At 66.8% G+C, this 16,212-nt stretch carries 15 protein-coding genes and 1 tRNA gene; 10 read left to right on the top strand and 6 right to left on the bottom strand.

Annotated elements, in window-relative coordinates:
* Positions 1-24 precede the first annotated feature (24 nt).
* Complete coding sequence (locus EPD81_RS04310; protein ID WP_221929208.1) at positions 25-1,185, top strand: ABC transporter substrate-binding protein; 1,161 nt, start codon at positions 25-27, stop codon at positions 1,183-1,185.
* A gap of 21 nt (positions 1,186-1,206) precedes the next feature.
* On the opposite strand, the gene EPD81_RS04305 is transcribed toward EPD81_RS04310, so the two are convergent.
* From EPD81_RS04305 to mutY, 4 genes are all read right to left on the bottom strand, one after another.
* Positions 1,207-2,304: a phosphoserine transaminase gene (locus tag EPD81_RS04305; protein WP_142804142.1), complete on the bottom strand. Its 1,098-nt coding sequence runs from the start codon at positions 2,302-2,304 to the stop codon at positions 1,207-1,209.
* Positions 2,301-3,491 carry a RimK family alpha-L-glutamate ligase gene (locus tag EPD81_RS04300; protein ID WP_142804141.1) on the bottom strand — a complete coding sequence of 397 codons (1,191 nt, stop codon included), beginning with the start codon at positions 3,489-3,491 and terminating at the stop codon, positions 2,301-2,303. The genes EPD81_RS04305 and EPD81_RS04300 overlap by 4 nt, the downstream gene beginning before the upstream one ends.
* Positions 3,484-4,041 carry a methylated-DNA--[protein]-cysteine S-methyltransferase gene (locus tag EPD81_RS04295; protein ID WP_142804140.1) on the bottom strand — a complete coding sequence of 186 codons (558 nt, stop codon included), beginning with the start codon at positions 4,039-4,041 and terminating at the stop codon, positions 3,484-3,486. Before EPD81_RS04295 ends, EPD81_RS04300 begins: the two co-directional genes overlap by 8 nt.
* A gap of 124 nt (positions 4,042-4,165) precedes the next feature.
* The gene (gene mutY, locus EPD81_RS04290; RefSeq protein WP_142804139.1) at positions 4,166-5,371 is read right to left on the bottom strand and encodes an A/G-specific adenine glycosylase; all 1,206 of its coding nucleotides are present in this window, start codon (positions 5,369-5,371) and stop codon (positions 4,166-4,168) included.
* A gap of 44 nt (positions 5,372-5,415) precedes the next feature.
* Between mutY and EPD81_RS04285 the strand changes: the two genes are divergently transcribed.
* Both EPD81_RS04285 and EPD81_RS04280 read left to right on the top strand, forming a co-directional pair.
* Positions 5,416-5,946: a flavin reductase family protein gene (locus EPD81_RS04285; protein WP_221929207.1), complete on the top strand. Its 531-nt coding sequence runs from the start codon at positions 5,416-5,418 to the stop codon at positions 5,944-5,946.
* A 398-nt stretch (positions 5,947-6,344) separates the two neighbouring features.
* On the top strand, positions 6,345-8,132 hold the full coding sequence (locus EPD81_RS04280; protein WP_142804137.1) for a DUF262 domain-containing protein: 1,788 nt from the start codon (positions 6,345-6,347) through the stop codon (positions 8,130-8,132).
* A gap of 57 nt (positions 8,133-8,189) precedes the next feature.
* On the opposite strand, the gene EPD81_RS04275 is transcribed toward EPD81_RS04280, so the two are convergent.
* A tRNA-Gly gene (locus tag EPD81_RS04275) sits at positions 8,190-8,263 on the bottom strand.
* 69 nt (positions 8,264-8,332) lie between these two features.
* Here EPD81_RS04275 and thiS point away from each other — a divergent pair.
* The 7 genes from thiS (at position 8,333) to EPD81_RS04240 (ending at position 15,538) form a co-directional block, all read left to right on the top strand.
* Positions 8,333-8,557, top strand: coding sequence for a sulfur carrier protein ThiS (gene thiS, locus EPD81_RS04270; RefSeq protein WP_142804136.1), 225 nt, complete (start codon positions 8,333-8,335; stop codon positions 8,555-8,557).
* Between the two features lie 20 nt (positions 8,558-8,577).
* Positions 8,578-9,387, top strand: a complete 810-nt coding sequence (locus EPD81_RS04265) for a thiazole synthase (RefSeq protein ID WP_142804135.1) — start codon at positions 8,578-8,580, stop codon at positions 9,385-9,387.
* A complete protein-coding gene (gene trmB, locus EPD81_RS04260; RefSeq protein ID WP_142804134.1) occupies positions 9,384-10,097 on the top strand; it encodes a tRNA (guanosine(46)-N7)-methyltransferase TrmB in 714 nt (237 codons plus the stop codon). The genes EPD81_RS04265 and trmB overlap by 4 nt, the downstream gene beginning before the upstream one ends.
* 40 nt (positions 10,098-10,137) lie before the next feature.
* Entirely contained in the window at positions 10,138-11,976 is a 1,839-nt protein-coding gene (sppA, locus tag EPD81_RS04255) for a signal peptide peptidase SppA (RefSeq protein WP_142804133.1), read from the top strand.
* Between the two features lie 14 nt (positions 11,977-11,990).
* Positions 11,991-12,599, top strand: coding sequence for a carbonic anhydrase (locus tag EPD81_RS04250; RefSeq protein WP_142804132.1), 609 nt, complete (start codon positions 11,991-11,993; stop codon positions 12,597-12,599).
* 69 nt (positions 12,600-12,668) lie between these two features.
* Positions 12,669-13,544: a phosphate/phosphite/phosphonate ABC transporter substrate-binding protein gene (locus tag EPD81_RS04245; protein WP_142804131.1), complete on the top strand. Its 876-nt coding sequence runs from the start codon at positions 12,669-12,671 to the stop codon at positions 13,542-13,544.
* Complete coding sequence (locus EPD81_RS04240; RefSeq protein ID WP_142804130.1) at positions 13,541-15,538, top strand: bifunctional diguanylate cyclase/phosphodiesterase; 1,998 nt, start codon at positions 13,541-13,543, stop codon at positions 15,536-15,538. Before EPD81_RS04245 ends, EPD81_RS04240 begins: the two co-directional genes overlap by 4 nt.
* Before the next feature lie 21 nt (positions 15,539-15,559).
* Here EPD81_RS04240 and pdxH read toward each other — a convergent pair whose 3' ends face one another.
* Positions 15,560-16,204: a pyridoxamine 5'-phosphate oxidase gene (gene pdxH / locus EPD81_RS04235; RefSeq protein WP_142804129.1), complete on the bottom strand. Its 645-nt coding sequence runs from the start codon at positions 16,202-16,204 to the stop codon at positions 15,560-15,562.
* Between the last annotated feature and the right edge of the window lie 8 nt (positions 16,205-16,212).

Below are 16,212 nucleotides of genomic sequence, written 5' to 3'. Positions count from 1 at the left end.
ATTCGAAGAATTTCGAGGAAGATCATGCGCGCCCGCCTCTTTGCCGTCATCGCCCTCCTCGCCTTGGCCATGGCCCCGGTACGCGCTGTCGAACGGGTGCTCACCGTCGGCGCGCTGCTCGATCTCTCGGGGCCGGCGGCGCTCCTGGGCGTGCCGGTGAAAAACGGCATGGAAATGCGTTTCGCCGAAGCGAACGCACGCGGCGAACTGCCGGGAATCACCCTGCGCCTGCTCGTCGAAGACACCGGCTACGACCCCAAGCGCGCCATCCTCGCGGCGCGCAAGCTCACCGAACGCGACGGCGCGATCGCCTTCCTCTCGAACCTGGGCACGCCGGTGGTGCTGGCGACCATGCCCGAGATCCTGCGCCGTGGCCGGCTGCATCTCTTCCCTTTCTCGCCGCACGAAGCCACCTACGCGCCGCTGCATCCGCTGAAATTCCAGATCTACGCGCCCTATCGCAGCTACATGGACCCCGCCGTGCGCGCCGTGCTGCGCCGCCACCCCCAGGTGCGACGCGTGTGCACGCTGGTGCAGGACGACGAATTCGGCGAAGAAGTGAGTGCCGGCGTGCGCGCCGGGCTCGAGCGCGCCGGGCTTTCCCTCACCCAGGAAGCGCGGCACGCGCGCGGCGCCACCGACTTCACCGGCCAAATCGCGCGGCTGCGCGAGGCCGGCTGCGAACTGGTGGCGCTGGGCACGCTGGTGCGCGAAACCGTCGCCCTGCTGCGCACGGCCAGCGAGATGGGCTGGAAGCCGCTCTTCCTCACCTCGGCCTCGGCCTATTCGGACCAGACGCACGCCCTGGGCGGAGCCGCCGTCGAGGGGCTCTACGGCGTCACCAACCCCATCCGCATCCCCTATCGCGAGGGCGCCTCGCCCGAGCTGCTCGCCTGGCTCGACGCCTACCGCGCCCGCTACGGGGCGGAAGCCAACGTCTGGTCGGCCATGGGCTACGTCGCCGCCGAACTGCTGGTGCTCGCCATCGCCACAGCGACCGAGCCCACGCCGGAAGCGATCGCCCAAGCGCTCGAGCGGCTCGACTATCCCGGAGACCTATTCGGCAGCCCGCGCTACCGCTTCTCGCCCACCGACCACCTCGGTCAGCGCACGGGCGGCGAACTCACCCGCATCGAGCACGGACGCTGGGTGTCGCTGGAGCGCCTGGACGGGCCGAGCGAATGAGCCGCGCTCCGGCCGAACTGCCTAATGCCGCCGCCGGAACGTCTCCATGAAGTCAGCGAGCGCCTCGACCGCCTCCAGCGTCACCGCGTTGTAGATCGACACACGGATGCCGCCCAGTGCGCGGTGCCCGGCCAAGCCGGCAAAGCCCGCCCGGTTCGCCTCGGCAAGGAAGGCCGCGCGCAGCGCTTCGCTCGGCAGATCGAAGACCACGTTCATGAGCGAACGATCCGCGCGCCGCGCCCGCGGGCGGTAGAAACCCTCGCTCGCGTCGAGTACACCATAGAGCCGCTCGGCCTTGGCACGGTTGATCGCCGCCATCGCCTCGAGCCCGCCGATCTCGTCCATGAGCCAGCGCAGCACCAGCAGCACGGCATAGATGGCGAACACCGGCGGCGTGTTGAGGATGGAATGCGCCTGCGCCTGCGCGCGGTAGTCCAGCATGGCCGGCAAGCCCTCCGGGGCGCGCTCGAGCACCGCCTCGCGCACCAGTACCACCGTCACCCCCGCCGGGCCGAGATTCTTCTGCGCATGGGCATAGATGAGCGCGTAGCGGCCGGCATCGAAGGGGCGCGAGAGAAAGTCGGACGACATGTCCGCCACCCGCGGCACCTCCTCGAGCCCCACCAGCCGGTGGAACTGCAGCCCCTCCACCGTCTCGTTGGTCACCACGTGCAGATAGGGCGCGCGCGCATCGAAGACGAGTTCTTCGTCGTCCGGCAGCCGGGAAAACCCCTCGGTCTCGCCGCGCCACACCACCCGAACCGGGGCGAGTTTCCTCGCCTCGGCGATCGCCTTGCCGCTCCAATAGCCCGTATGCAGATACTCCGCCGGCACGTCGGCGCCCCGCGCGAGCGCGAGCGGCACCATGGCGAACTGCAGCGTCCCGCCACCCTGCAGCAGCAGCACGTGAAAATCCGGCGGCAGCGCGAGCAGCGCCTTGAGCCGCGTCTCCACTTCCGCCACCACCGCCGCGAACCAGTCCGAACGATGGCTGATGCCCAGCACCGACAGCCCCACCTCCGGCACCGCGATCATCGCCTCGCGCAACTGCACAAGCACCGTCTCGGGCAAGGCCCCGGGCCCGCCGGAAAAATTGCGCGCGTTCGCCGACAGCGTCATCCCCACCCCTCCCTCCTCACCCGCACCCAGCCGACGAAGGCCTCGCGCAGCGGCGCGATCCCCTCGCGCCGGTAGGCGAATTCCGCCCCCGGCTCCATGGCGTGCGCCACCATCGCCGGATCGGCCTCGAAGATCAGCAGCCGCCCATCGGCCGTCTCGGCCAGATCCACGCACACGTAATCGAGCCCCAGCCGTTCGGAGAGCGCCGAGAGCGCCGGCGCATGCCTTTGGGCGAACTCGGGGAAAGCGCGAAAGAACGCCGCCTCCTCCGCCCGCTTGGCGGCATCGCCGTACATGCCGGCATTGACGTAATGCACCATCCAGTGCTCCGACACCGCCAGGTGCACCGGAAAAACCCGTCCTCCGACCAAAGCCACGCGAATCTTGCGAAAGCGCCCGTCCTGCCCGGCATAATCGACGTAGCGCGTGAGAAAGAACTCCCCCTCCGGCTGCGCCGCCAGATACGCGGCGAGCTCGGCGGCCGTGCCGATCCTCGCCAGACCATGCCCGCCCTGCGAATCGGGCGGACGCAGTAGAAAAGGCGGCGCCTCCAGCCCCTCGGGCCATGCACCGGCCGCCGCGGCCGACTCCAGGAGCGCGCGCGGCACGCGCCGCGTCGGCGGCATGAGCACCCCCGGCGCGTCCGCGAGCAGGCGGCTCAGCGTCGCACGCTCCGTGCGCCGGATCGCCGCCGGCGGGTTCAACACCGGGCGCGGCCAAGCAGCGAGCCGCTCCTGCAGCGCCGCGAGCACCGGCAGCGCCGCCTCGCTCACCCCCATCACCAGCATCAGCGCGTCGTGCTCCGGCAACGCCTCGGCAAGCGGCACGGCCGGGTCCACGAAATGCACCACCAGCTGCAGCCCCTGCCCCTCCAGCAGGCAGTCGAGCGGCGTGTTCGCCGACAGCGGCCCCGGCAGCGCCAGCAGCAAGAGCCGCGGCGCCGGCCCGTCCGGCCCCGGCAGCGCATAGGTGCGCGCGCGAGAGAGCGCCTCGCGCTGGGCCGCGAGCGCCGTCTGCGTCTGCCCCAGGCACAAGAGCGCCGTGGCAAGGTTCATCCACGCCGCCGCCGTGTCCTCCCGCCCGGCCCGATCGAGCCACTGCCGGGCGAGCGCCGGCAGATCCCCCTCCCCCAGGCTCGCGCGCAGAAAGGGCGCCAGGCCGAGATAGCCTGCTTGCGGTTCAGACACTCTTCTCCTCCCACTCGAGCATCGCCCGCTTGCGCTCGAGCCCCCAGCGAAAACCGCGCAGGCCGCCGCCGGCATCGAGCACCCGGTGGCAGGGGATGAGCCAGGCCACGGGATTGGCCGCCAGCGCCTGCCCCACGGCCAGCGCCAGGCGCGGAGGGCCCAGCCGCGCCGCCAGCTCGCCATACGAGCACGTCTGCCCGGCGGCGGTGCACGTGCGCAGCGTGCGCCACAGCAGGCCGCGAAAAGGCGTGCCCTCCACCGCCACCGGCAGGTTCCGCGCAAGGAAGCGTTCTTCCAGCGCCGTGCATTCGGCCGCGGCAAGCGGCGCCCAGAGGGCCCACGGCCAGCGCGCCTGCCAGGTGCCGAGCTTATCCTGCGGCGACTCGCCTTCATCGAGAAACTCCGCGCGGCACACCCCATCCGGCGCAAGCGCCAGCAAAAGCGCCCCGAACGGCGAGCCGATCACCCCGTAGCGCAGGGGCACGCCGGCATGGCGCTGTCGAAACGAGGGCGGCGACAGGCAGAGAAAGGCCGGATCGGATTGTTGCATCACTCCCTCCTTTGAGCCACATATTCTTGCGCGCCGCGCGCTCCCTACTCAATACGCCACGCCAGACCATGGATGATCGGCTCCTTCATTCGTACGAACATAGCACGATCCCTGCCGCATCGCGTTATGGCTTTCCCCCTCCCCGGAGCAGACGCTCGATTTCCTTGTCGTGCCCGTCGATGCGCTCCAGAACCTCAAACTTGCCCTTGGCCACGCCGATGCGGCGTTCGCCTTCGTTACCGGACTCGGCCAGCGAATCTACCGCCCGCTCCAGCAGCCGCCGCAGCGGTTGCGGCACCCCCAACGCCAGCGCGTCGGCGGGCGCAAGGCAGCGCGCCCCCTCTCCCCATGCCGCAGCGGGTTCCGCCGCCCGTGGCGCCTGGGGCAGGTAGCGCGTCACGGTGATCTTCAGGGTGAAATGCGTCAGGCGGTGGGCGAGCCGGGCGATCTCCCCGGCTGCGCGCCATGCGCCAGGCGGGGCCTGGTCTTCCTGCGGCAAACACCACAACCCGCCCCAGATGCCCTGCGGCGCGCGGCGCACGAGCCAGACCGCTCCGTCCTCCTCGTACCAGCCCCAGCGCAGATCCTGCTCCGGCACCGGCGCGCGCGCCCGTTTTCGCGGCAGTTCAGCCGCAATTCCCTGACGGTGCGCGGCGCACAGATCGACCACCGGACACACGTCGCACCGCGGCCGCGACCGGGTGCACACCAGCGCGCCCAGGTCCATCATGCCCTGAGTATAGGCTGGCATGTCGTCAGAATCGTGCGGCAGCAGGGCTTGGGCCAGATCCCACAGCCGGCCCGCCGTGGCCGCCGCGCGCGGATCTTCTTCCACGGCGAAGAGGCGGCACAGCACCCGCTGCACGTTGCCGTCGAGGATCGGCACCCGCTCGCGCTGCACGAACGCCGCGATCGCCGCCGCCGTCGAGCGCCCCACGCCCGGCAACTGGGCCCATTCCTGCGCTCCCTGAGGGCAGGTGCCCGGCCAGCGCGCCACCCACAGACGGGCGGCCGCGTGCAGGTGGCGCGCGCGGGCGTAGTAGCCGAGCCCGCTCCACAGCGCCAGCACCTCGTCGAGCGGCGCCGCCGCCAAGGTCTCCACCGTGGGAAATCGCGCCACGAAGCGGGCGAAATACGGCAGCACCGTGCGCACTTGCGTCTGCTGCAGCATCACTTCGGAGAGCCACACGCGGTACGGGTCACTCCCCTGCCAGGGCAAGTCGTGCCGGCCGCAGCGCCGCTGCCAGTCGATCAGGCGGGCGGCGAACGTCGCGGCAAGGCCGTCGGTACGGGCATTTTCAGGAAGGAAAGGAATCTCTTGGCCCGTCATCGTTTCTGCGATACATTCCCGTTTCGGCATCATGCACCCGGCACATGCCGGACAAGAGGTTCACCAAGATGGATTCGACCGCGACCGTTTCTCCGCCCTCCGGTCTGGATGCGCGGCAGCTGCGCCGTACCTTGGGCCAGTTCGCCACGGGCATCGGCGTGCTGACCACGCGCGCGCCCGACGGAACCCCCCTGGGTCTGACCATCAATTCGTTCAACTCAGTCTCGCTCGAGCCGCCGCTCGTCGTCTTCAGCCTGGCGCGGCGCCTGAGCCTGCTGCCGTGGTTCGAGGCAGCGTCCCACTTCGGCATTTCGCTCCTCTCCGCCGAGCAGCGCGCGCTGTCGGATCGCTTCGCCGGCCCGGCGCAAGACCGATTCGCCGGCGTGGAATGGTTTCCCGGACCATTCGGCTCGCCGCTGCTCGTCGGGGCCTGCGCCCACTTCGAATGCCGCAACGCGATACGCCACGACGGCGGCGACCACCTGCTGTTCCTGGCCGAAGTATGCCACCACGCCGCTTTCGCCCGCGAGCCCCTCGTCTTCTTTGGCGGCGCCTACCGGGAACTCGCCCCGTAGACGCAAAAACCCAGCTGAGGCCGGGCCTGCAGGAAACCATGGAGCGGGTAATTGGAAACATGACTGCACACACGACGATTTGGTTAAAAATCGGTTTTTTTAAGATTCGACCAACTATAAACTGTCAGTCAGTGTACCAGGCCATGCCCGCTTGACGAATGCGTGCCCATAGTTGCCTTTCAACGGCCACTGGAAGCCATTGACCGGTCGCCATCCTCACTGCCGCCGTAGCGTCCATGGCCAGCAAACAGGACGAGGACGGGCAAATCGTGGCCAGCCTCTTCACTCATGGCAGCAGACATGCGTGCAGGAAAAATTCGATAGCAAGGAGAACTGCTACATGGTAGCATTTTCGGAAATGCTACCCGACGAACCTGGCATGTGACATAAGGATAGAGATGAGCTTTCGTACCGCAGAACCCGCTCTGAAAGATGTACTGGATGGCATTGCAGCCGGGCATATCCAGCTCCCCGACTTCCAGCGTGGATGGGTCTGGGATGACAACCATATCCGCTCGCTGATCGCCAGCCTTTCTTTGTCCTATCCGATTGGCGCCGTGATGTTTCTGGAAGCAGGCGGAGTACCATTCAAGCCTCGCCTGTTCGCTGGCGTAAACTTGCAGCCAGCACCGCCCCCAAGGACCTTGGTTCTCGATGGTCAGCAACGATTGACTTCTATGTACCTAGCATTGCGCAGCGGCCAGCCTGTACCGACGCGCTCGGAAAAAGGCGCGAACATTCACCGCCTGTATTTCCTTGACATGGCAAAATGTCTGGACGAATCGGCAGATCGTGAAGAAGCCGTTCTCTCGGTTCCCGAGACATTAAAAGTCACGTCCGACTTCGGCCGCAAGGTTGATTTGGACGTCAGTACTCCAGACTTGCAGTACAGCCAACGGCTCTTTCCCGTGGCGTTGCTGTTCGACCTCCAAGGATTCATGGAATGGGAAAGCGGCTTCAGCGCCTATCATCAGTTCGCGGCAGAAGCCATGCAGTTTATGCAAAGGTTCCGCAACGAAATATGGCTACGATTCCAGCAATTCAAGGTCCCCGCCATTGAGCTGTCCCAGGATACGCCACGTGAAGCCGTGTGTCAGGTCTTCGAGAAAGTCAATACCGGTGGCGTGACGTTGACCGTTTTCGAGCTAATGACAGCCACATTCGCGGCCGATGAATTCAACCTGCGTGACGACTGGGAGAACCGAAGGGATCGTCTGACTGCTCAGCATGACGTACTCAAGGCAGTGGACGGCACAAGTTTTCTTACTGCCGTGACGCTTCTGGCCAGCTATCGGCGGCACAAGGCGCAGGGCACACCCATCAGCTGTAAGCGCGCCGACGTGCTAAGACTGTCGCTAACGGATTTCAAGGCACTCGGACCCGCCCTAGAGCAAGGCTTCAAGCAAGCGGCTGAGTTGCTGGCGGAAGAAAAGATCTTCGACGACCGAAGCCTTCCCTATGCTACGCAGCTCATACCGTTGTCAGCCATCTGCGCACATCTGGCCGACCGCACCACGCAACACGGCGTCAAACAGAAGTTGCTGCGCTGGTACTGGAGCGGTGTTCTGGGCGAACTCTACGGCGGTGCCAATGAGACCCGTTTCGTCATGGACATCCAGGATGTTGTCGCGTGGGTAGACGGCGGCGGCGAACCTCGCACTATGCGTGATGCCAACTTCGCGCCAACGCGGTTACTTTCCCTGCAAAGCCGCCTCGCCGCGGCCTACAAAGGGCTGGCCGCCTTGCTCATGAAGCACGGCGGCCGGGATTTCGTCAGCGGTACGCCCATTGACATCAATACGTACTTCAACAACGCAATCGACATCCACCACATCTTCCCCCGAGCCTGGTGCGAGAAGCAAAAACTACCCAGGGAGAAGTGGAACAGCGTGGTCAACAAGACTCCCCTAGCGGCAAGCACCAACCGGTTCATCAGCGGTGATGCGCCCAGCGTGTACCTCGCCCGTATCCAGAAAGTCAAACAGGTCGCCCCACAAATTCTGGATGAATTATTGACTTCGCATGTGATCCCAGTGCAGGCTCTCCGGTCGGACGACTTCGATACGTTCATCTGCCAACGTGCCGCCGCACTGTTGAATCTAATTGAACAAGCCATGGGCAAAGCCATTCCCGGACGCGATAGCGAAGAAACCGTCAAGGCTTTTGGTAGGGAACTCTTGGTGTGAAATTGACACAACCCACCGCTAAACCGCGACCGCGAAAGGGTGTGAAGTAGGTCGAAATGGAGCGGGTGATGGGAATCGAACCCACGTTCTCAGCTTGGGAAGCTGATGTTCTACCATTGAACTACACCCGCGGAGCCGGCGAATTATAGCCGAGCGCGGGCCGTCGGCGCAAGCGCGGCGTCCGTGCTACACTTTTCACCATGTCTGCCGAGATCCCTCAAACCCTCACCTGCCGCGTCAACGGCGAGCGCCTCTCCCTGCCCGCCGGCACGACGATCGCCGACCTGCTGCGCGAACGCGGCTGGGCGGGCAAGCGCGTCGCCGTCGAGCGCAACGGCGAGATCGTCCCCCGCAGCCTGTATGCCCAGACCGCCCTCGCCGAAGGCGACGCGATCGAAGTCGTGGTCGCCGTGGGCGGCGGCTGAACCTCCTCTCCCCGACCATCATGACCGAACCCGACGATACCGACTTCCTCACGCTCGGCGCACGCCGCTTCCGCTCCCGCCTGCTGGTGGGCACCGGCAAATACCGCGACTTCGCCCAGACGCGCGCGGCGATCGAGGCTTCCGGCGCCGAGATCGTCACCGTGGCGATCCGTCGCGTCAATCTCGGCCAGAATCCGGACGAGCCCAATCTGCTCGACTACCTCCCGCCCGAGCGTTTCACCTTGTTGCCCAACACCGCCGGCTGCTACACGGCCGAAGAAGCCGTGCGCACGCTGCGGCTCGCGCGTGAGCTCCTCGATGGCCACACCCTGGTCAAACTCGAAGTGCTGGGCGATGCCGAAACGCTCTATCCCAACATGCCCGAAACGCTCAAGGCCGCCGAGCGACTCGTGGCCGAGGGGTTCGAGGTCATGGTGTATTGCTCCGACGACCCCATCCAGGCGAAGCTGCTCGAAGAGATGGGCTGCGTGGCCATCATGCCGCTTGCCTCCCTCATCGGTTCGGGCATGGGCATCCTCAACCCCTGGAACCTGCGCCTCGTCCTCGAACGCATCCGCGTGCCGGTCATCGTCGACGCCGGCGTGGGCACGGCTTCCGATGCCGCCATCGCCATGGAGCTGGGCTGCGACGGCGTGCTCACCAACACCGCCATCGCCCAGGCCGGTGATCCGGTGCGCATGGCGCGCGCCATGCGTCTGGCGGTGGAGGCCGGGCGCGAAGCCTATCGCGCCGGGCGCATGCCGCGCAAGTTCTACGCCGCTGACCCCAGCTCGCCGCTCACCGGCGTCATCGGCAGGCCCGCGCCATGACGCAGGCACTCGACACGGAGCGCGGGCATCTATCGACCCGCAGCATCCGCACCTTCGTGCTGCGCCAGGGGCGGCTCACGGAAGCGCAGCGCCGCGCCCTCGACACCCTGCTGCCGCGCTGGGGCCTCTCTTATCGCCCCGAGCCCCTCGACGCGCCGAGCGTCTTCGGCCGCAGCGCCCCCCTCGTGCTCGAAATCGGCTCAGGGATGGGTGAGACCACGGCCAAGATCGCCGCCGCCAACCCCGGCACCGATTTCCTCGCCGTCGAAGTGCACGGCCCCGGCGTGGGAAATCTCCTCAACCTCATCGAGACCCAGGGGCTCACCAACCTGCGCGTCATCCAGCACGACGCACTCGAAGTGCTCGAGCACATGATCGCCCCCGGCACGCTCGCCGGCATCCACCTCTTCTTCCCCGATCCCTGGCCGAAGAAGCGCCACCACAAGCGCCGCATCGTCCAGCCCGGCTTCGTTGCGCTGGCCGCCGAGCGGCTCACCCCCGGCGGCTACCTGCACTGCGCCACCGACTGGCAGGACTACGCCGAATGGATGCAGGAAGTGCTCTCGGCCGAACCCCGTCTGGAATCGATCCATCCCGATCCCGCCGAACGGCCGTCCTGGCGCCCCGAGACCAAGTTCGAGCGCCGTGGCCGCGCCCTGGGACACGGCGTGTGGGATTTCGTCTATCGCCGCCGCGCGGAAACGACATGAGCCTTTGCCCTGAATCTCTCTTGCCTCCAGGAGCCCATTCATGAACTTTCGCCCCCTGCGTGCCCTGTGGCGAGCGCTGCGCTGGTTGATCCTGCTGCCCTTGCGCCTCGTCGAGCTGCTCGGGCGCCTCGCCATTGGCCTCGTGGTTCTCGCTTTCCTCGCAGCCTTTTTCCTCAGCCAATGGGAACCGGCGCTCAAACTGCCGCCGCGCTTCGTGCTCACGCTCGCGCTCGACGGCGACCTCGTGGAACAGCCCCCCCTGCCCGAGGGCCTGCGCTCGCTGCGCTCACTCGAATCTGGGAAAGGCCCCATCGTTTTGCGCGACGCGCTCGATGCCCTCGATCGCGCCCGCACCGACGACCGCGTGCTCGCAGTGGCGCTCGATCTCAGCCGTCTGGGCAACGCCTCGCTCGCCCAGATCGAAGAGCTGCGCACGGCGATCGCCCGACTACGCCAAGCAGGCAAACCGGTACACGCCTACGGCGACCTACTGCCGCAAAAAGCCTACTATCTCGCCGCTGCGGCGCAGGAGGTCACGCTCGATCCCGAGGGCTTGGTACTCTTGCCGGGTGTAGCCGTCACCCAAAACTACTACCGCGACGCCCTCGACCGCATCGGGGTTCGGGTGCATGCGTTCCGCGTGGGCAAGCACAAATCCTTCGTCGAACCCTTCACGCGCAACGACATGTCGCCCGAAGAGCGCGACGTCACCCAGGATCTGATCGGCGGCATCTGGCAGCGCCTGCTCGACGACCTCGCCCAGGATCGCTCGCTCGCGCCTGCCGTGCTGCGCCGCTACAGCGAGCGCTACGACGAGGTGCTCGCCGCACACGAAGGGGATGCGGCCAAAGCCGCCCAGGCCGAACGGCTGATCGATCAGCGCAAGAGCTACGAAGACTGGTACGCCGGGCTCCTCGAACAGTATGGGCGCGAAGGCGACCCAGCCAGAGACGTCGCGTTCGACGACTATCTACGTGCCACGACGCCGCCCCTGCCCTCGACCACGACCCCCGTGGTGGCCATCCTGCCCATCCAAGGCACCCTCGTCGATGGTCCACCGCGCGACGGGTTCGCCTCGGCCGACAGCATCGTCGACCGGCTCGACGATGCCGCCGATGACGACTCCGTCAAGGCCGTGGTGCTGCGCCTCGACACCCCCGGCGGCAGCGCCTTCGCCGCCGAACGCATCCGCCGTGCCGTGCTGCGCGTCAAGGAAGCCGGCAAACCCGTGATCGTCTCCATGAGCGGCACGGCCGCCTCCGGCGGCTACTGGATCGCCTCGGCCGCCGACGAAATATTCGCCGACCGCTTCACCCTCACCGGCTCGATCGGCGTCTTCGCCCTCTTCCCCGAAGTCTCGGGGCTACTCGACAAGCTCTCCGTCAATACCGATGGCGTCACGACCGGGCCTTTCGCCAACGGCTTGGATCCGCGCGTGCCTCTGACCGAACCCGTGGCACGCGCGATACAAGCCGGGATTTCCCATGGCTACCGCCGCTTCCTCGCCGTGGTCGCCGAGGGGCGCAAGCTCCCGGAAACCGAAATCGAGCCGATCGCCCAAGGGCGTATCTGGACCGGTGAAACCGCCCAGAAGCTCGGCCTGGTCGACACCCTCGGCGGGTTGGACTCCGCTCTCGAACGCGCCCGCGAGCGCGCCAAGATCCCGCAGGCGCCGGCACGCTGGCTGCTGCCGCCGCTCTCCGCTCGCGACGTGCTCATGAAGCTATTGTTCGAGGGTCGTAGCGACGAATTCGAAACACGCCTACAATCGCTCGGGCTGCTCCCGCCCGGCGTATCGCTCACCGAACCGCGCCGCCTGCTTCGCGCCTTCGACGACCCTAGCGGCCTCTATGCCCATTGCCTGTGCGCCGCGCCTTGAGGAAAGGACCCTCCATGCTCCGTCCCACCGAAATCGATGCCTTGATCGCCAACAACCGCGCCTGGGCCGAGGCCATGCGCGCGCGCGATCCCCACTTCTTCGAACGCCTGAAAAATATCCATCAGCCGGAATTCTTCTGGATCGGCTGCTCGGACGCCCGCGTGCCCGCCAACGAACTCATCGGGCTCACCGCCGGCGAAGTCTTCGTGCATCGCAACATCGCCAACCAGGTGCAGGCGGCCGACCTGAGCTGCGCGGCAACCATCGAATTCGCCGTCTCCCGCCTGCGGGTGCGCCACATCCTCATCGTCGGGCATTCCGACTGCGGCGGCGTCAAGGCCGCCATCCGCGCCGACGCCCCCGAGCTCGTACAGCACTGGGTGCATCCCATCCGCGAACTCTACCTGCAGCACCGTGCCGAGCTCGACGCCCTGCCCGAACCCGAGCGCACCCACCGCCTCGTGCGCATGAACGTCGTCACCCAGATCGAGCGCCTGGCGCAAAATCCCGTCATCCGCCGCGCCTGGGATCGTGGCGAGGGGCCGATGCTGCACGGCTGGATCTACGACGTCGGCGACGGGCTTCTCGAAGATCTCGGCGTGTCGCGCGGACCGCAAGGTTGAGGAAAATTCCCGGGAAAAATTTCCTGATCGGTTATAAAATGGATGGGCATAAAAACCCCCTGAGCCGCCATGGAATCCCGCACGAACCTCGTCCGTCGTCGCTGGGTGCAATCGCTGATGAGCCTTGCGATTGGAGGGATCGTCGGCGTGCGCGCCGCCGAGGAAGCGCAACCCCTGCGCTTCGGCATCCAGCCTTTTCGTACGGCCGAAGTCCTCCTCACCTTGCACAAGGGGCTGCTCGACACCCTCGCCCAGGCATTGGGTCGACCGCTGCGTTTCTCCACCCGCCCCACCTACGATGCCTATACCAAGGCACTCCTGGCCGGCGAATTCGATCTGGCCATCATGCCGCCGCACGTCGCCGTCTGGCTCGCCACCCGAGACGACTGGGAACTCGAAGCCAAATACGAGGTGCGCCTGGCGGCGCTCCTCGCGGCGCGCGATGCGCCCCCTTCCATCACCCCCGAAGCGCTGCGCGGGCGGCGCATCGCCCTAGGGGACCCCGACTCGATCGTCGCGCTCGTCGCCCGCGAAACCCTCGACCGTCTCGGTCTCGTGCCCCAGCGCGACTTCACCCTCGTGCTCACCGCCTCGCATGGTGCCTCGATGCAGGCGCTCGTCAACGGCAGCGTCGATTACGCCATCGTCGCCAACACCGTCCATGCCCAGTTTCGCGCCAAGTACGCTTCGCTGCACGCCGTGCCTTTCGGTCCCGACGTACCCCATCTCATGACCGGCGCCCGCCGCAGCCTGCCCGAAGCCCTGCGCGCCCGCTTCCGTGCCACGCTCCTCTCCTTCCATGAAACCGAGGCAGGACGTCAGTTCTTCGCAGAGACGGGCTATCGCCGCTTCGTCCCGGTCACCGAGGCCGATTTCGCCGAGATGGCTCCTTTCCTGCCGATCCTGGATCGGCTCTATGCCTCCTCGCCGGAGCCTGCACGATGAACTGGCTACGCCGCATCCCTTTTCGCATCCAGATCCTCCTCGCCGCCGGTACCGTCCTCATCATCATCGTCGTCGGCTTCACCTACGCCCACTGGCGGGCCCTCGACGAGGCCCTGTCGCGGGCTGCCGAGCGCGAGGCCCTGCACTACACACGCCAGATCGACACCCTCGCCCGCCAAGCGTTGCTCACGCACGACTACGAGCAGTTGCAGGATCGGCTGCAGGCCCTGCTGGACGGAGAGACCATCGCGTTCGCCGTCGTCCTCGACGAAGACGGTCGGACGGTGGCCACCTACGGCTGGCAAGATTCCACGCAAGCTCTCCCTCCTCATGGTGTTCAACTCGAATGGCATGGGCAGCCCGTACGCGTATGGTATCATTCCGTCGCCAGTACGGCAGGAGGAGAACCCATCTCATTCGGCAGCCTCGTGCTGGGCATCTCGCTCACCCCTCTCGAAACGGGTCGCGAAGGGCTCATCCTCAGCACCGCCTTGCTCCTGCTCTTCTCCCTCGCCCTGGGTGGCGTGCTGCTCGACGGCGTGGCGCGAAGGCTCGCGCGACGGCTCGTCGCCCTGGCCGAATTGAGCCAGACGCTCGCCGCGGGCGATCTCTCGCGCCGCGCCGAGGTGAGCGGCAGCGACGAAGTGAGCGTGCTCGCGCAAAGCCTTAACGCGCTCGCCGACGCCGTGGCCGCACGGATCGAAGAACTGCGCCACCGCGTCGAATACGACGCGCTCACCGGCCTGCACAGCCGCCTCTACTTCGACGAGGCGCTCGACAAGCTCCTACAACGCTACGAACCGGGGCGAATCTGGGTCTGCGCCATCGATCTCGATCATTTCGCCGCTGTCAATGACAGCTGCGGCCACGAGACGGGAGACCGTGTCCTGCGCGACGTCGCCCGCCTCATGGGAGAGATCATTCCCCCGCGCGTCGAACATGCCGTGCTCGCCCATCACGACGCCGACGAATTCGCCGCCTGCTGGGTGGGAACGAACGAAGACGGGCCCAACGAAGCGCTCGCGCGCGAGCTCGGCGCCAAGATCCTGGCGCACCCCATCACCGACAAGGGTCTCAACCTGACGGTGGCCGCGAGCATCGGGCTCGTGCGTGCCGACCGGGTCCCTTCCACCGTCGCCGACCTGAAAATCGCCGCCGACATCGCCCGCTACGTCGCCAGACAGCTCGGCGGCAACCGCGTCGTCAATTACCTTCCCACCCATCCGTGGGTGGAACGGCGCCGCCGTGAGATCGAATTGCTACCGGTGATCATCAACGCCATCCGCACCGAAGCCTTCGAACCCTGGGCCCAACGCATCGTCCCCGTGGGCGAGGGGCGACTGCACGCCGAGATCCTCATGCGGCTGGTCACCGAGAAAGGGGAACGGCTCACACCGGGCGTATTCCTCTCCGCTGCCGAGCGCTTCCAGCTCATGCCGCGCATCGACCGCATCGTCGTGCGCAAAGTGATGGCAGACCTGGGGCAGAGGCTGCGCGAGAATCGCCCGTGGCCGGCCGACGTCGTCAGCCTCAACGTCTCGGGGCAGACGCTCTCGGACGAAGGCTGGATCGACTACCTCGAATCCCTGATCCACGAACACGGCATCCCGCCCGAGCGCTTGGTCTTCGAGATCACCGAGAGCACCGTGATCGAACAGCCGGAAATTGCCGTGGCCTTCATCACGTGGGTGCGCGGCCTGGGCGCCGCGATCGCGCTCGACGATTTCGGCTCGGGCACGTCCTCTTTCGGCTATCTGCGCCGGTTCACCGCCGACTACCTCAAGGCCGACGGCCAATTCGTGCGTCACGTGCACGAGCGCCACGAAGACCGGGTGATCGTGCAGACCATGGTGAGCCTGGCGCGGCTCATGCGCATGGCCACCATCGCCGAGTTCGTGGAAAACGACGCCATCATCGCCACGCTGCGCGAGCTGGGCGTGGATTACCTGCAGGGCTATGCGGTGCACAAACCCCAGCCGCTCGCCGAGCTCTGAAGGGCGAAACGAAGGAAAGGGTTACGGCGCCAGGCGCTGGCGCGTCCACCCGCCGGCGCCGTCGGGCCGAAAGGCGATGCGATCGTGCAGGCGCGAGGGCCGTCCCTGCCAGAATTCCCAGTAATCCGGAATCAGCCGAAAACCGCCCCAATGCGGCGGACGCGGCGGATTGAGGCCGAATTTGAGCCCATAGCGGGCCACGCGCTCCACGATCTCGGCGCGCGAGGCGATCGGCTGGCTCTGCTCGCTCGCCCAAGCGCCCAGCCGGGCCGGCAAGGGGCGCTGCGCGAAGTAGGCGTCCGACTCCTCGGGCGAGACCTTCTCGACCCGACCCTCGATGCGCACCACCCGCTCCAGATCGGGCCAGAAGAACTGCAGCGCGGCGAAGGGATGCCGCTCCAGCTCCCGCCCCTTGCGGCTGAGATAATTCGTATACCACACGAGACCGCGCTCGTCGGCCTCCTTGAGCAGCACGGGGCGCGTCGACGGACGGCAACGCTCATCGACGGTGGCCACGGTCATGGCATTGGGCTCCGGCACCCCGGCGGCGATCGCCTCGTCGAGCCAGGCACGGAACTGCATCAAGGGATCCGGATGGATGCGATCCTCGTCGAGCGTGTCGCGGTCGTGTTCGCGGCGCACGTGGCGCAGATCGATGCGCGTCATGGTTCTTT

The sequence above is a fragment of the Tepidiphilus sp. J10 genome, assembly GCF_006980785.1.
Classification (GTDB): domain Bacteria; phylum Pseudomonadota; class Gammaproteobacteria; order Burkholderiales; family Rhodocyclaceae; genus Tepidiphilus; species Tepidiphilus olei.
The sequence above is the reverse complement of the archived record's forward strand: the minus strand, read 5'-3'. Positions and strand labels throughout refer to the sequence as shown.

Excerpts from the sequence above, each read along its gene's own strand:
- EPD81_RS04310 (WP_221929208.1), top strand. The coding sequence starts at position 25 with ATGCGCGCCCGCCTCTTTGCCGTCATCGCCCTCCTCGCCTTGGCCATG.
- EPD81_RS04305 (WP_142804142.1), bottom strand. The coding sequence starts at position 2,304 with ATGACGCTGTCGGCGAACGCGCGCAATTTTTCCGGCGGGCCCGGGGCC.
- EPD81_RS04295 (WP_142804140.1), bottom strand. The coding sequence starts at position 4,041 with ATGCAACAATCCGATCCGGCCTTTCTCTGCCTGTCGCCGCCCTCGTTT.
- mutY (WP_142804139.1), bottom strand. The coding sequence starts at position 5,371 with ATGACGGGCCAAGAGATTCCTTTCCTTCCTGAAAATGCCCGTACCGAC.
- EPD81_RS04285 (WP_221929207.1), top strand. The coding sequence starts at position 5,416 with ATGCCGGACAAGAGGTTCACCAAGATGGATTCGACCGCGACCGTTTCT.
- EPD81_RS04280 (WP_142804137.1), top strand. The coding sequence starts at position 6,345 with ATGAGCTTTCGTACCGCAGAACCCGCTCTGAAAGATGTACTGGATGGC.
- thiS (WP_142804136.1), top strand. The coding sequence starts at position 8,333 with ATGTCTGCCGAGATCCCTCAAACCCTCACCTGCCGCGTCAACGGCGAG.
- EPD81_RS04265 (WP_142804135.1), top strand. The coding sequence starts at position 8,578 with ATGACCGAACCCGACGATACCGACTTCCTCACGCTCGGCGCACGCCGC.
- trmB (WP_142804134.1), top strand. The coding sequence starts at position 9,384 with ATGACGCAGGCACTCGACACGGAGCGCGGGCATCTATCGACCCGCAGC.
- sppA (WP_142804133.1), top strand. The coding sequence starts at position 10,138 with ATGAACTTTCGCCCCCTGCGTGCCCTGTGGCGAGCGCTGCGCTGGTTG.
- EPD81_RS04250 (WP_142804132.1), top strand. The coding sequence starts at position 11,991 with ATGCTCCGTCCCACCGAAATCGATGCCTTGATCGCCAACAACCGCGCC.
- EPD81_RS04245 (WP_142804131.1), top strand. The coding sequence starts at position 12,669 with ATGGAATCCCGCACGAACCTCGTCCGTCGTCGCTGGGTGCAATCGCTG.
- EPD81_RS04240 (WP_142804130.1), top strand. The coding sequence starts at position 13,541 with ATGAACTGGCTACGCCGCATCCCTTTTCGCATCCAGATCCTCCTCGCC.
- pdxH (WP_142804129.1), bottom strand. The coding sequence starts at position 16,204 with ATGACGCGCATCGATCTGCGCCACGTGCGCCGCGAACACGACCGCGAC.